The organism is Amycolatopsis sp. NPDC051102 (assembly GCF_040682815.1).
Classification (GTDB): Bacteria; Actinomycetota; Actinomycetes; order Mycobacteriales; family Pseudonocardiaceae; genus Amycolatopsis.
Window position 1 is genome coordinate 1300004 of the sequence record NZ_JBFBBT010000001.1, and the last position, 13717, is coordinate 1313720.

Here is a 13717-nt window from a genome sequence, read left to right on the forward strand (position 1 = left end):
CGTGTCCCGGTGGGGGTGCCCCGCCCTCCCCTCCCGCCCCCCCCCCCGCCCCCGGCGTTGTGTCGTTGTGTGGGGTTTTCACCCCCCCAAACCCCCCCACGACCGGTGGGACGTTACCGACGAAAGTCGTGTGGCGGGTGCGGCAGGATCGCCGCATGCGTGTCGTGCTGCTCGTGGTCGCCCTGCTGGTTTCACTCGCGGTCCCGGCTTCGGCCGGGGAGCACCTGCCGTCGTGGGAGCTGAAGCCGACCGGGGTCACCGCCGAGTTCCGGGGGCTCTCGGCCGTCAGCGCCCGCGTGGCGTGGGTCAGCGGCACGCAGGGGACCGTCCTGCGCACGGTCGACGGCGGCGCGACCTGGCAGCCCGCCGGGCCGCCCGGGACCGAGGCGCTGCAGTTCCGCGACATCGAGGCGTTCGACGCCGACCACGCCGTGGTCCTCTCGATCGGCCCCGGCACCGACTCCCGCGTCTACCGGACCGACGACGGCGGCACGCACTGGCGCCAGACGTTCCAGAACACCGACCCGGCGGCGTTCTACGACTGCCTCGCTTTCTTCGACCCGTGGCGCGGGCTGGCGATGAGCGACCCGGTCGACGGCCGCTTCCGGCTGCAGGCGACGTTCGACGGCGGCCGCAGCTGGCACCAGGTCCCCGACAGCGGCTTCCCGCCCGCGCTGCCCGGCGAGGCCGGCTTCGCGGCCAGCGGCCAGTGCGTCACGACGGCCGGGCCGTTCGATGCGTGGCTGGCCACCGGCGGCGGCGCGACCGCCCGCGTCCTGCACTCCGGCGACAGCGGCCGCCACTGGACGGCGTCGGACACGCCGTTGCCGAGCAGCCCGTCGGCCGGCGTGTTCGCCCTGGCCTTCCGCTCACCGTCGCAGGGGGTGGCGATCGGCGGCGATTTCGCGAACCCGGACGCGCCGGGCCCGGCCGTCGCGCTGACCCGCGACCGCGGCCGCACGTGGCGCACGCCGGCGCAGTACCCGGCCGGCTACCGCTCCGGACTGGCGTGGCGCGGCGGCGCGGTCCTGGCCGTCGGCCCCGGCGGCAGCGACCTCAGCCCCGACGGCGGCCGGCACTGGACCCGGTTCGACACCGGCAGCTTCGACACCGTGGACTGCGCCGGGGCGGCCTGCTGGGCCAGCGGCGTCCAGGGCCGCGTCGCCCGCCTCCGCTAGAGCACCTGGCCGGTCGGCCGGACGAGGATCTCGTTGACGTCGACCGACGGCGGCTGCGACAAGGCGTAGAGCACGGCACGCGCGATGTCGTCGGGGTGCAGGTTCGGCTTCTTGCGCTGCTCGTCGCTGAGGATGTCGGTGTCGGTCATGCCCGGGTTGATCAGGGTGACGCGCACGCCGGTGCCGACGGCCTCTTCCCGGATCGCCCCGGCCATCCCGGTCACGGCCCACTTCGTCACGGAGTACAGGCTCGCGTTGCGGATGTAGCGGCCGGCGACCGACCCGGTGATCAGCAGGTGCCCGGCGGTCTCCCGGAGCGCGGGCAGTGCGGCGCGGGCGGTGTAGGCGGCGCCGAGGACGTTGGTGCGGACCATGGGTTCCCACGCGCGCGGGTCGGGGTCGTCGTCGCCGAAGAAGGAGGTTCCGACCCCGATCCCGGCGTTGGCGAAGGCGGCGTCGAGCCGGCCGAACCGCCGCACGGTCTCGTCGACGGCGGCGGAGATGCCGGGCCAGTCGCCGACATCGGCGCCGAGCGCGAGCGCCCGGTCCGCACCGAGCTCGGCGGCCAGGGGAGTGACGGATTCGGCCTTGCGGGCGACGAGGGCGACCTTGAACCCGGAGGCGGCGGCGAGCCGGGCGGTGGCGGCGCCGAGGCCGCGGGAGGCACCGGTGACGAGGAGAACGCGATCATCCATACCACCACGTTAGAGCGCGGCGCTCGGTCACGGCGCCAGCACGAGGCGGCCGCGCAGGCCGCCGGCGGCCATCCGTTCGTGCGCCACCGCCGCCTCCGCCAAGGGGAGCACTCCGGCCACGCGCAGCGGGAGCGTCCCGTTCGCCGCCAGGCGGGCCAGCTCGGCCAGCCGCTCGCCGTCCGCGCGGATCCACACGCTGCGGACCCGGACCCCGCGCAACGGCAGCGGCGCCGCCCCGGCCGCGAACGCGACGAACTCACCGCCGCCGCGGACCGCGTCCAGGGCGTCCAACCCCAGCAACGCCGTGTCCAGGACCGCGTCCACCCCGCCCGGCACCAGCGCGCGCACCCGGTCGCCGAGCGACGGCCCGCGCGGCACGAACTCGTCCGCCCCGAACCCCCTGACGTCGGCTTCGTCCGCCTCCGAAGCGACCGCCACCACCCGCAGCTTCCGTGCGTGCGCGAGCGCCACGGCGTACCCGCCGACCGCCCCGGCCGCTCCGGTCACCAGCACGCTGCCCGTCGTCTCGACCAAGTCCAGCGCCTGGGCCGCGGTCAGGGCGTTCAACGGCAGGGTCGCCGCTTCGAACGCCGTGACGCCCGCCGGTGCCGGTGCCACCGCGGAGGCGTCCAGCACGATTTGCTCGGCGTAGGCGCCGAGCGGGGTGGCGATCCGGTCGCGCAGGCCGATCACCGCGTCGCCCGCGGCGAACCCGCCGCCCGGCGTCTCGACCGTGCCCGCCACGTCCCAGCCCAGGCCGAGCACCGCTCGCGGCGGGATCACGCCCGCTTCGGTCAGCCACCCGGCCCGGGTCGCGACGTCGACCGGGTTGACCGCGGCCGCCGCCACCCGGATCCGCACCTGACCCGGACCGGGCTCCGGCACCGGCACCTCGACCGGCTCCAGGACTTCCGGGCCACCGAACCGGCGGACCACGATCGCACGCATGGGCTTTCTCCTCTCACGGACCGGAACTTCCCCGCGAACGTATGGGGAGCTACTCTCCGCTGGGAAGTACGCACCCGCAGGTGCCTACCGCAGGAGGAGGTGCGCCCGGTGCCCACGCGCACGGCGGAACAGCGGCGGCAAGCCGAAAAAGCCGCCTACGACGCCTATCTCGCGGCCTGCCCGACCCGGAAGCTGCTCGACGAGATCGCCGGCAAATGGGTCAGCCTGATCCTCGTCGCGCTCGGTGACGGCCCGCAGCGCTACAGCGACCTTTCGCGGCGCATCGCCGGGGTCAGCCAGAAGATGCTCACCCAGACCCTGCGGGTGCTCGAACGGGACGGTCTCGTCCGCCGCGAGGTCACCCCGGCGGTGCCCGTCCGCGTCGACTATTCCCTTACGCCGCTGGGCGAAAGCCTCCGCGCGCTGATGGCCGGGTTCAAGGAGTGGGCGGAGGCCAACTTCGAAGCCGTCGACGCCGCCCGCACCGATTACGACGCGCGTACCCCGGACCTCACGATCGGGCCGGGCGGCGCGGGCTAGGCTCTACCGGGTGTCCACCGCACGCGCCGAACGGCTGGTCAATCTGGTGCTCGCCCTGTTGTCCACCCGGCAGTACCTCACCGCCGAGCGGATCCGCGGCATCGTGCCCGGATACGGCGACGCGGCCAGCGACGACGCCTACTTCCGGATGTTCGAACGCGACAAGACCGAACTGCGCGAACTCGGCATCCCGCTGGAGACCGGCCGCAACTCCGCCTTCGACGCGATCGAGGGCTACCGCATCGCCCGCCGCGACTACGAACTCGGCGAGATCGACCTGGCCCCCGACGAAGCCGCCGCGGTCGCGCTGGCGTCCCGGCTGTGGGACTCCCCGGAGCTGACCGGCCAGGCCCAGGGCGCGCTCGTGAAGCTGCGCGCCGCCGGCCTGGAGGTCGACGACCAGGCGCCCACCGTGGTCGAGCCGCGGGTGCGCGCCGAACCGGCGTTCGGGCCGCTGCTGGCCGCGGTGCAGAACGGCCAGGCCGTCCGGTTCGAGTACCGCCGCAGCGGTTCCCCGGAGCGGATCATGCGGACGCTCGAACCCTGGGGCGTGGTCTCGTGGCGCGCCCGCTGGTACGTCGTCGGGCACGACCGCGACCGCGGCGCCACCCGCTGCTTCCGGCTCTCCCGCGTCACCGGCCAGGTCCGCCCGGTCGGCAAGCCCGGCGAGGTCCGGCGGCCCGACGGCGTCAACCTCCTCAAGCTCGTCACGGCCACCGGCGGCAGCGAACCCGCCCCGGTCACCACCGCCCGGGTCTGGGTCGCCGACGGCCACGCGGCCGGGGTGCGCCGCCGCGGCACGGTGGTCGGCCGGTCCGTCGTCGACGGCGAAGAGGGCGATCTCGTGGAGATCGGCCTGCTCTACCCGGAGTCGGCCGCCGACTGGATCGCCGCCCAGGGCCCGGACGTCGTCGTGCTCGAACCCGACGTGCTGGCCAAGAGCGTCCAGGACCGGCTGGAAGCCGTCGTCGCCCGGCAGGGGAGCGTGCTGTGAGCGGGTCCACCGACCGGATGCCGAGGCTGCTCGCGCTCGTGCCGTACCTGCTGGCGCGCCCGGGCGTCCGCATCGACGACGCCGCGCAGGACTTCGACGTCACGCCGAAGCAGCTGCGCAAGGACCTCGAGCTGCTGTGGATGTGCGGGCTGCCGGGCTACGGGCCGGGCGACCTGATCGACCTGTCCTTCGAGGGCGACACGATCGTCGTCACCCACGACGCCGGGATGAGCCGCCCGCTGCGGCTCACCGGCGGCGAGGCGACCGCGCTGCTGGTGGCCCTGCGGGCGCTGGCCGAGACGCCGGGAGTGGTCGACGGCGACGCCGTCCGCCGGTCCATCGCCAAGATCGAGGCCGCCGCCGGGCAGGCCCAGCCGGCCGGCGTGGTCGTCGGCGGGGGAGTGCGCGAAGGCGAGAAGACCGCGCGCACCCGCGAGGAGGTCGCCCGCGCCCTGCAGGACGGGCGGGCGCTGCGGATCCGCTACTACACCGCGTCGAAGGACCAGATCACCGAGCGCACGGTCGACCCGATGCGGCTGCTGATCGTCCAGGCGGTCGGCTACCTCGAAGCCTGGTGCCGGCGCGCCGAGGGCGTCCGGCTGTTCCGGCTCGACCGCATCGACGAGCTGACGATCCTCGGCGAGCCGTCCCGGCCGCCCGCGCACGCCCACCCCACCGACATCTCCGAGGGTGTCTTTCGCGAACGTCCCGACCAGCGGGAGGCCGTCCTGGTCCTCGACCCGGACGCACGCTGGGTAGCCGAGTACTACCCGTGCGAGGAGCTCGACGAGCTCGACGGCGGCCGCCTGCGGATCCGGATGCGCTACGCCGACCAGTCCTGGATGGTGCGCCTCGTGCTGGGTCTGGGCGGGGAAGCGCTGGTGGAGAGCCCGGCCGACCTCGCGGCGGACGTCGGTCGCCGCGCCGCCCGCGCCGTGGCCCGAGCCCGTCACCTTCCGTCAACCTGCGACCACTAGGCTGACGACGTGCCGTACCTGCCCACGATCGCGCTCGCCGCGCTCGGCCTGCTGCTGCTCCTCGCTTTGCTGGTGCGGACCGTCAAGGTCTTGCGTGGTTTCCGGCAGACCGCAAGCATGGTGGCTACGAACACCCAGGACCGGGCCGGGTTGCTCCGCGCCCGGACGGCAGCGCTGCGCGTCGCGTTCGAGCAGCGCCGCCGGAAACCGGAAAACCAGTAACATCCCTACCAGACGCAGATAGGAGGCCATCTTGTTCGCCAACGGATTGCAAGGATGGCATTTGATCATCTTGGTGCTGCTCGTCGTGCTGCTGTTCGGGGCCAAGCGGCTTCCCGATGCGGCGCGGTCGATCGGCAAGTCCATGAAGATCTTCAAGGCCGAGACCAAGGACCTCGCGGGCGACAAGACCGCCTCGCACGAGGACGCCGAGCCCGTCGAGACCAGGCAGATCCCGGCGACGCCCGCCCCGGCCGCCACGACCGACCAGCAGGTCGCCGACCTGCAGCGGCAGCTCGACGAGCTCAAGAAGCAGCAGGCCGCCGACCAGCCGCAGAAGAACGCCAGCTGACGCGCCTGAAGCCACACCCGGTCCCTGGTCCACGGAGCGCGCCCAGCCGGCGCGCTCCGGCGGACTCCGACGAGAACGGAACAACCCGTGGCGGAATCCGCCTCCGGAAACGGTGACAGCCGCCGGTCGAAGCGGCGCAGGCGCAGCCGTCGCGCCAACCCCGACGGCACGATGACGCTCATCGAGCACATCTACGAGTTCCGCCGCCGTCTCGGCTTCGCGATGCTCGCGGTCGTGCTCGGCGGGATCATCGGGTTCTTCTGGTTCAGCACCAAGGTGGGCGTGATCCCGTCGCTCGGCGAGATCATCAAGGACCCGTACTGCGCCATCCCGCCGGACCGGCGGCTCAACGGCGCCCAGGGCTGCCAGCTGCTGCAGACCGTGCCGTTCGAGGCCTTCATGATCCAGCTGAAGGTCGGCCTCGCCGCCGGCGCGGTGCTGTTCTCGCCGGTGTGGCTCTACCAGATCTGGGCCTTCATCGCTCCCGGCCTGTACTCGAAGGAGCGCAAGTACGCGCTGACGTTCGTCGGGTTCGCGTCGGTGCTGTTCGCCTCGGGCGCGGTGCTCGCCTACATCCTGTTCCCGCACGCGCTGCAGCTGCTCATGGGCTTCGGCCAGGGCGAGTTCATCACCGCGCTGACGGCGGACAAGTACATCTCGTTCATGCTGTCGCTGCTGATCATCTTCGGGATCAGCTTCGAGCTGCCACTGCTGGTGGTCATGCTCAACCGCGTCGGCGTGGTGAAGTACGCGCAGCTGAAGAAGTGGCGCCGCGGCATCGTGTTCGCCCTGTTCGTCTTCGCCGCCTTCGCCACCCCCGGGTCCGACCCGTTCTCGATGCTCGGCCTGGCCGGCGCGCTGACGGTGCTGTTCGAAGTCGCCGTGCAGCTCGCCCGGATCCACGACCGCCGCAAGGACCGCGAACGCCACGACGAGGGCTGGGACCAACTCGCCGACGACGAAGCGGCGCCGTTCGACTACACGCCGAGCACGATCGACGACGAGCCGTCCACGCCGACCGCGTCCGGTGGCCGGTCGAGCACCGACGACGTCACGTAGTGGGGATCCACGCCGCGCTCGCCGTGCACCCGGCCTCGGGGCACGGCGCGGCCGCGCGGATCGCCGACACGGTCGCCGCGCGGCTGCGCACGGCCGTCGACCGGCTCGACGTGCTCGTCGCCAACTCCGTTGAGGAGTCCCGGCAGCTGATGCGCAGCTCCCACGCCGCCGGGCTCGACGTCCTGATCGTCCTCGGCGGCGACGGCGCCGCCCACCAGGGCGTCCAGTTCTGCGCGAACAACGACGTCGCCCTCGGGCTCGTCCCGGCCGGCACCGGCAACGACTTCGCCCGCGCCCTCGGCGTCCCCGGCGAGCCCCTGCCGGCGGTCGACGCACTGGTGGCGGCCCTGCGCTCGGGCGCCCGCCGCCGGATCGACCTCGGCCGCATCGGCCCCACCACCTGGTTCGCGACGGTGCTGTGCACCGGCTTCGACGCCAGCGTCAACGAACGCGCCAACCGGATGCGCTGGCCGTCCGGGCCACGCCGCTACGACCTCGCGATCCTCGCCGAGCTCGCCGCGTTCCGGCCCCGCCCCGTCGTCGTCGACACCGGCACCGAACGCCTCGAGCTCGACGCGACCCTCGTCGCGGTCGGCAACACCCGCTTCTACGGCGGCGGCGTCCCGATCTGCCCGACGGCCGACCCCGAAGACGGCGTCTTCGACGTCACGATCATCGGCCACGCCACCCGCCGCGGCCTGGTCCGGATGCTCCCCGGCCTGCGGACCGGCAACCACGTCACCCACTCCGCCGTCCGCACCCTGCGTGCCCGCTCGGTCACCCTGGCCGGCAACACCTGGCCCGCCTACGCCGACGGCGAGCCGCAGGGGACCGTGCCGGTGACCGTCAGCTGCGTCCCGGGCGCGCTGAGCGTGCTGGCCTAACGGTCGTAGCCGCCCGCGCGCGCCACCAGCTGGCGGAAGTGCGCCGGCGTCAGCAGCCGTCCCGCGTCCGCGAAGTACACGCCGCCGCAGCGGTGGCAGAACCAGCCCTGCTCCCACACCTGCTGCGCCGCCGGCACCCCGCGCCGCTGCCTCCGGTGCGCCCGCAGCCGTCGCACGTACAGCCAGACCAGCACCCCGGCCGTCCCGTACACGCACACCGACGGCAGCGAGATCACCGCGATGCCCAGCGCCTTCGCCGCCAACCCGCCGGGCGGAGGGTCGCCGATCGCCGAGAACGGCAGCAACAGGAAACAGCTCCCGGCCAGCGCCAGCACGATCGCCGCCGCGAGCAGGCCACCATCGCGGCGCGGGGGAGGGAAGGGGTCCAGCGACCGGGCGACCGCGGTCACGGAAACCCCGCTGACCTGCGTGTTCGTCGTGACGAACCCGTCGCCGGCCGGCACGGTGACCGCGGGGCCCTGGCCGCGGAAGAACGAATGCCCGCCGCGGTACACCGCGGGCACGTGCTGCACCTGATCCAGCAACCCGCAGCTCGGACACCGTTCGGTCATGCCCGCTCCGACGCGGCCCACGCCCTGCCGGTTCCGCCCAGCAAAGTGTATAACGCCCTATACGTCGGGGCAGTTTTCAAGATCAACAGCTGACAGCTGACAAAACAAAGCAGCAACGACGGGGAGCACCACGCCGTTCGTCACGCGGCGTGCGGACTGCCGGGGGGATGTGGAACCCTGACGAGGTGGCCAATAGCCCTTCTCCGTCCCCGGCCGAGGCCTATGCGGCCTCCGCGCGCCGCGGGAAGTACCCCCAGCTGACGCGCTTCGCCGCCGAGGCGTCCTTCGAGTTCGACGAGTTCCAGATCCGCGGGTGCCAGGCCCTCGAGGGCGGTCACGGTGTGCTGGTCTGCGCGCCCACCGGGGCGGGCAAGACCGTGGTCGGTGAGTTCGCGGTGCACCTGGCGCTGGCCGAGGGCCGAAAGTGCTTCTACACGACGCCCATCAAGGCGCTGTCGAACCAGAAGTACGCCGATTTGGTGGCCCGGTACGGGACCGACGCCGTCGGCCTGCTGACGGGGGACACCTCGATCAACGGCAATGCGCAGGTGGTCGTGATGACCACCGAGGTGCTGCGGAACATGCTCTACGCCGGTTCGTCCACGATCACCGACCTCGGGTACGTGGTGATGGACGAGGTGCACTACCTGGCCGACCGGTTCCGGGGTGCGGTGTGGGAAGAGGTGATCCTGCACCTGCCCGAGCACGTGCGGGTGGTGGGGCTGTCGGCGACGGTGAGCAACGCCGAGGAGTTCGGCGAGTGGCTGGTGGAGGTCCGGGGCGACACCACGGTCGTGGTGGACGAGCACCGGCCGGTGCCGCTGTGGCAGCACATGCTGGTGGGGAACCGGCTGCTGGACCTGTTCGCCGGGGAGGACGTGCACGCGCCCGGTGCGGAGCTGCGGATCAACCCGACGTTGCTGCGGCGCACGGAGGAGATCGGCCGTCAGTACGCGCCGGCGGGCTTCCGCAGTCCGCGGGGCCGCCGGGGTGCGCCGCCGCGGATGCCGCGGTTCCGGCCGCCGTCTCGGGTGGACGTGGTGGAGCAGCTGGACCGGGCGGGGTTGCTGCCGGCGATCGTGTTCATCTTCTCGCGCGCGGGGTGTGACGCTGCGGTGACGCAGTGCGTGCGGTCGGGGTTGCGGTTGAACGGGCCCGGCGAGGTCGACGAGATCCGGCGGGTCATCGAGGAGCGGACGGCGGATCTGCCCGAGGGTGATCTCGGGGTGCTGGGGTACTGGGAGTGGCGGGAGGCGCTGGAGCGCGGGATCGCCGGACACCACGCGGGGTTGCTGCCGGCGTTCAAGGAGACGGTCGAGGAGCTGTTCGTCCGTGGCCTGGTGAAGGTGGTCTTCGCGACCGAGACGCTGGCGCTGGGGATCAACATGCCGGCGCGGACGGTCGTGCTCGAGCGGCTGGTGAAGTACAACGGCGAAGCGCACGTCGATCTGACGCCGGGGGAGTACACCCAGCTCACCGGCCGGGCCGGGCGGCGGGGCATCGACGTGGAGGGGCACGCCGTCGTCGCGTGGCAGCCGGGCGTGGATCCGAAGCAGGTCGCGGGGCTGGCTTCGACGCGGACCTATCCGCTGCGGTCGTCGTTCCGGCCGGGGTACAACATGGCGGTCAACCTGGTGGCGCAGGTCGGGGCGGCCGAGGCGCGCGAGCTGCTGGAGCAGTCGTTCGCGCAGTTCCAGGCCGACCGGTCGGTGGTGGGCACCGCGCGCCGGATCGAGCGGAACAAGGAAGCGCTGAAGGGCTACACGGCCGCGGTGACCGGCGACTTCGAGGAGATGCTCGAGTACGTCGAGCTGCGCGCGAAGATTTCGGCGCGGGAGAAGGCGTTGTCGCGGCAGAACACGGCCGTGCGGCGGGCCGGGACCGCGGAGTCGCTGGAGAAGCTGCGCAAGGGTGACGTCATCGCGGTGCCGGCCGGGCGGCGGGCGGGGCTGGCGGTGGTGGTCGATCCGGGCCTGGACCCGATCCGGGAGCCGCGGCCGGTGGTGGTGACCGAGGACCGGTGGTCGGGGCCGTTGTCGGTGGCGGACTTCCCGGCGCCGGTGGAGGCGCTGGGGCGGATCAAGCTGCCCAAGCACATCGAGCTGCGGTCGCCGCGCACGCGCCGGGACATCGCTTCGACGCTGCGCAACGCCGGGATTTCGCTGCCGGGCCGGCAGAAGAGGCGGTCGGGGGCGAACGAGGACGGCGAGCTGGCCGTGTTGCAGCGGGCGCTGCGGGCGCATCCGTGCCACGGGCTGGCCGAGCGCGAGGCGAACCTGCGCTGGGTCGAGCGGTACCAGCGACTGGCCGAGGAAACGAAGCAGCTGGAGCGCAAGGTGGCGGCGACGACGCATTCGCTGGCGCGGGCGTTCGACCGGATCTTGGCTCTGCTGGGTGAGCGCGGTTATCTCGGGCCGGAGTCGGCCGGGGACGGCGAGGACCGCGTCACCGAGCACGGCCGGCGGTTGACGCGGTTGTACAGCGAGTCGGATCTGCTGGCGGCGGAGTGCATCCGGCACGGCGTGTGGCGTGGCCTGAACCCGGCGGAGCTGGCGGCGGTGGTGTCGACGCTGGTGTTCGAGGCGCGCCGGGACACCGCGGGTGAGCCGCGGTTGCCGGGTGGTGCGGTGCCGGAGGCGTGGCAGGAGACGGCGCGGTTGTGGGTGGAGCTGACCGAGGACGAGCGGCGGCACCGGCTGGACCGGACGCGGGAGCCGGACGCGGGGTTCGCGTGGCCGGTGTACCGCTGGGCGCGGGGTGAGTCGCTGGAGAAGGTGCTGACCGCGGCGGAGGCGAACGGGCAGGAGTTGTCGGCGGGTGACTTCGTGCGCTGGTCGCGGCAGGTGATCGATCTGCTGGACCAGATCCGGGACGTGCTGGGCAAGGCGGACCCGGTGGGAGCGGCGGCGGCCGACGCGGTGAAGGCGCTGCGTCGTGGGGTGGTGGCCGCGGGTGCGGCGTGAACTCGGTGTCAGCAATCCGGCCAAAAGCAGGCCGCCCTTGCACGGCGAGTGACGGTCGCCGCGAAGTCATTCGGCCGTGGCTGTGGTCGGGTTGCTGACGATCGGCGCAGCAGCCCAGGTGGGACGGTGGGCGTGGACAGGTGTGCTCGGCTCCGACCTGTGGTTGGATCGCCTGCGACACCGTGTGTGCGCGGCTTGCCGGTGTTTCGGGGTGGACTGATGAGCGAAGCAGGCGGAGGCAGACGATGAGCACGCCGTATGGCGGCAACGACCCACAGCAGCCCCAGTACGGGCAGCAGCCGGGCGGCGCGTACCCGCCGAGCGGTTCGCAGGAGCAACCGCAGTGGGGGCAGCAGCCGCAGCAGCCTCCCTACGACCCGAACCAGCAGCAGTGGGGCCAGCCGCAGCAACCCCAGCAACCGCAGCAGTGGGGGCAGCAGCCGGGTGGGTACACCCCGCCGCAGCAGCCGCAGTGGGGACAGCAGCCGCCGCCGTACGGGCAGCAGCCCGGTGGCGGGTATCCGCAGAGCGGGCCGCAGGCGCAGCCGCAGTACGGGCAGCAGCCGGGTGGGGCGTATCCGCAGAGCGGGCCCCAGGCCCAGCCGCAGTACGGGCAGCAGCAGCCCGGTCAGTACGACTACGGCCAGCAGCAGTTCCCCGGGGCGGGTGCGCCGGAGGGGGAGAAGCCGGCGAAGTCGAAGAAGGGGCTGCTGATCGGGGTGATCGCCGCGGTGGCGGTGGTGGCCGTGGTGTTGTTCACCGCGTTCGTCACGCCGGGGTTCCTGAAGACGCAGGTCTTCAACAACACGCAGATGCAGGCCGACGTGCAGAAGCTGCTGACCGAGACGTACAAGATCGACGGCGTCACCGGTGTCACCTGTCCGGCCGAGCAGAAGGTGGCGGACGGGGCGAAGTTCGAGTGCACGGCGACGATCGCCGGCAAGCCGCAGCAGGTGCCGATCACGGTGAAGGGCGACGGCGGCAACTACGAGGTTTCGCCGCCCGTTTCGAAGTAGGGTGCTTCGCCGGCCCGGCCACCGTGGTTTGCGGTGGCCGGGCTTCGGTGTCTCCGGAGATGATCCGGGGATGAGCGAGTTCGAGATCCGGACGCTGGATGCCGGGGAACACCGGGCGGCGAGTGACCTGTTCCGAGAGACGGTGCACTTCCCGCCGGCCGATGACGCGGAGTGGGCGCTCGCGGCCCGATACTACCAGCCGGGTGCGGCGCTGGGTGCGTTCGATCCGGAGCTGATCGGGACGGCGCGGTTCTTCGACGCGCAGTTGTCGGTGCCCGGCGGTGCCCGGTTGCCGATGGCGGGTGTCACGTCGGTGGGGGTGCGGGCCGACCGGACGCGCCGCGGGGTGCTGCGGGCGTTGATGACGGCGCAGCTGGAGGAGTTCGCCGCGCGCGGGGTGGTGTTCGCGAACCTGCTGGCGTCGGAGGCGCCGATCTACGGCCGGTTCGGCTACGGCCTGGCGACGCGCTACCGCGCCTACAGCGTCGATCGGCACCGGGCGCGGCTGCGGCCGGATGCTCCGGCGGGCGGTGCGGTCGAGTTGCTGGACCTCGACCGGGCGCTGGAGGTCTGTCCCGGCGTGTACGAGGTTCTGGAGTTCCGGCCGGGGATGATGACCCGGCCGGAGGTGCTGTGGCGGTTGTACGAGATGCAGCTGCGGCGGCACGCCTCGCCGGTGAAGGCGGTGGTGCACCACGGTCCCGGCGGGCCGGACGGGTTCGCCGTCTACCACGTCGACGGGCTGCGGGTTCACCCGTGGACGAAGAACCTCGAGGTGGTGGACCTGTTCGCGGGCTCGGCGGCGGCGTACACCGGGTTGTGGCGGTTCCTGCTGGGGATCGACCTGGTGGACCGGATCGTCGCCGCGTCGCGGCCGCTGGACGATCCGGTCGAGCTGCTGCTCGAAGACCACCGCCGGGGGAACGTCGACCGGATCGGGGACGAGCACTGGCTCCGGCTCGTCGACGTCCCGGCGGCGTTGGGCGCCCGGGAGTACGGGGCCGCCGCCCCGGTGGTGCTGGAGGTGTACGACCCGCTGCTGCCGGGCAACAGCGGCGGCTACCGCGTGTCGCCCGACGGTGCCGAGCGCACGGACCGGCCGGCCGGGCTGCGGCTGGACGTCACGACCCTGGCCATGGTGTACCTGGGGACGTGGCGGCCGTCGGCGCTGGCCGGCGCGGGGCGGATCGAGGTCCGTGACCCGGCGGCACCCGCGGCGGCGGACCTGCTGTTCGGCACGCGCGTGGCGGCCTGGAGCGGGAGCCACTTCTGAGCGGGGAAATCGGGTGCCGGGAGCGGCGGCGGGCGGCAGGATCGGGA

14 protein-coding genes are annotated in these 13717 nt (G+C 72.9%); 11 read left to right on the top strand and 3 right to left on the bottom strand.

Translation table 11 applies throughout. The annotated features are described in order from the left end of the window. Window positions 1–155: 155 nt before the first annotated feature. Entirely contained in the window at window positions 156–1178 is a 1023-nt protein-coding gene (locus tag AB0M93_RS05480; RefSeq protein ID WP_364268660.1) for an oxidoreductase, read from the top strand. Here the strand turns inward: AB0M93_RS05480 and AB0M93_RS05485 are convergent. Both AB0M93_RS05485 and AB0M93_RS05490 read right to left on the bottom strand, forming a co-directional pair. Beyond that, complete coding sequence (locus tag AB0M93_RS05485; protein WP_364268662.1) at window positions 1175–1873, bottom strand: SDR family oxidoreductase; 699 nt, start codon at window positions 1871–1873, stop codon at window positions 1175–1177. The two genes, AB0M93_RS05480 and AB0M93_RS05485, sit on opposite strands and share 4 nt — an antisense overlap. A 27-nt stretch (window positions 1874–1900) precedes the next feature. Beyond that, complete coding sequence (locus tag AB0M93_RS05490; protein WP_364268664.1) at window positions 1901–2821, bottom strand: NADP-dependent oxidoreductase; 921 nt, start codon at window positions 2819–2821, stop codon at window positions 1901–1903. 108 nt (window positions 2822–2929) lie between these two features. Between AB0M93_RS05490 and AB0M93_RS05495 the strand changes: the two genes are divergently transcribed. The 7 genes from AB0M93_RS05495 (at window position 2930) to AB0M93_RS05525 (ending at window position 7846) form a co-directional block, all read left to right on the top strand. Beyond that, window positions 2930–3361, top strand: coding sequence for a helix-turn-helix domain-containing protein (locus AB0M93_RS05495; RefSeq protein ID WP_364268666.1), 432 nt, complete (start codon window positions 2930–2932; stop codon window positions 3359–3361). Window positions 3362–3371: 10 nt separating this feature from the next. Then, window positions 3372–4355, top strand: a complete 984-nt coding sequence (locus tag AB0M93_RS05500; protein ID WP_364268668.1) for a WYL domain-containing protein — start codon at window positions 3372–3374, stop codon at window positions 4353–4355. Beyond that, on the top strand, window positions 4352–5332 hold the full coding sequence (locus tag AB0M93_RS05505; protein WP_364268670.1) for a WYL domain-containing protein: 981 nt from the start codon (window positions 4352–4354) through the stop codon (window positions 5330–5332). The genes AB0M93_RS05500 and AB0M93_RS05505 overlap by 4 nt, the downstream gene beginning before the upstream one ends. A 9-nt stretch (window positions 5333–5341) precedes the next feature. Next, window positions 5342–5554, top strand: coding sequence for a bacteriophage holin (locus tag AB0M93_RS05510; RefSeq protein ID WP_364268672.1), 213 nt, complete (start codon window positions 5342–5344; stop codon window positions 5552–5554). A gap of 31 nt (window positions 5555–5585) precedes the next feature. Continuing rightward, window positions 5586–5903, top strand: coding sequence for a Sec-independent protein translocase subunit TatA (gene tatA, locus AB0M93_RS05515; protein WP_364268674.1), 318 nt, complete (start codon window positions 5586–5588; stop codon window positions 5901–5903). Window positions 5904–5990: 87 nt separating this feature from the next. Further along, entirely contained in the window at window positions 5991–6962 is a 972-nt protein-coding gene (gene tatC, locus AB0M93_RS05520; RefSeq protein WP_364268675.1) for a twin-arginine translocase subunit TatC, read from the top strand. After that, window positions 6962–7846, top strand: coding sequence for a YegS/Rv2252/BmrU family lipid kinase (locus AB0M93_RS05525; RefSeq protein WP_364268677.1), 885 nt, complete (start codon window positions 6962–6964; stop codon window positions 7844–7846). The genes tatC and AB0M93_RS05525 overlap by 1 nt, the downstream gene beginning before the upstream one ends. On the opposite strand, the gene AB0M93_RS05530 is transcribed toward AB0M93_RS05525, so the two are convergent. Then, window positions 7843–8418, bottom strand: coding sequence for a hypothetical protein (locus AB0M93_RS05530; protein WP_364268679.1), 576 nt, complete (start codon window positions 8416–8418; stop codon window positions 7843–7845). The genes AB0M93_RS05525 and AB0M93_RS05530 overlap by 4 nt on opposite strands. 185 nt (window positions 8419–8603) lie before the next feature. Between AB0M93_RS05530 and AB0M93_RS05535 the strand changes: the two genes are divergently transcribed. From AB0M93_RS05535 to AB0M93_RS05545, 3 genes are all read left to right on the top strand, one after another. Further along, window positions 8604–11381, top strand: coding sequence for a DEAD/DEAH box helicase (locus tag AB0M93_RS05535; protein WP_364268681.1), 2778 nt, complete (start codon window positions 8604–8606; stop codon window positions 11379–11381). 245 nt (window positions 11382–11626) lie between these two features. Next, window positions 11627–12397, top strand: a complete 771-nt coding sequence (locus AB0M93_RS05540) for a DUF4333 domain-containing protein (protein WP_364268683.1) — start codon at window positions 11627–11629, stop codon at window positions 12395–12397. A 70-nt stretch (window positions 12398–12467) separates the two neighbouring features. Beyond that, window positions 12468–13670 carry a GNAT family N-acetyltransferase gene (locus AB0M93_RS05545; protein WP_364268685.1) on the top strand — a complete coding sequence of 401 codons (1203 nt, stop codon included), beginning with the start codon at window positions 12468–12470 and terminating at the stop codon, window positions 13668–13670. The last annotated feature ends 47 nt before the right edge of the window (window positions 13671–13717 follow it).

Coding starts and splice junctions, on each gene's coding strand:
- AB0M93_RS05480 (WP_364268660.1), top strand. CDS start 156: ATGCGTGTCGTGCTGCTCGTGGTCGCCCTGCTGGTTTCACTCGCGGTC.
- AB0M93_RS05485 (WP_364268662.1), bottom strand. CDS start 1,873: ATGGATGATCGCGTTCTCCTCGTCACCGGTGCCTCCCGCGGCCTCGGC.
- AB0M93_RS05490 (WP_364268664.1), bottom strand. CDS start 2,821: ATGCGTGCGATCGTGGTCCGCCGGTTCGGTGGCCCGGAAGTCCTGGAG.
- AB0M93_RS05530 (WP_364268679.1), bottom strand. CDS start 8,418: ATGACCGAACGGTGTCCGAGCTGCGGGTTGCTGGATCAGGTGCAGCAC.
- AB0M93_RS05540 (WP_364268683.1), top strand. CDS start 11,627: ATGAGCACGCCGTATGGCGGCAACGACCCACAGCAGCCCCAGTACGGG.
- AB0M93_RS05545 (WP_364268685.1), top strand. CDS start 12,468: ATGAGCGAGTTCGAGATCCGGACGCTGGATGCCGGGGAACACCGGGCG.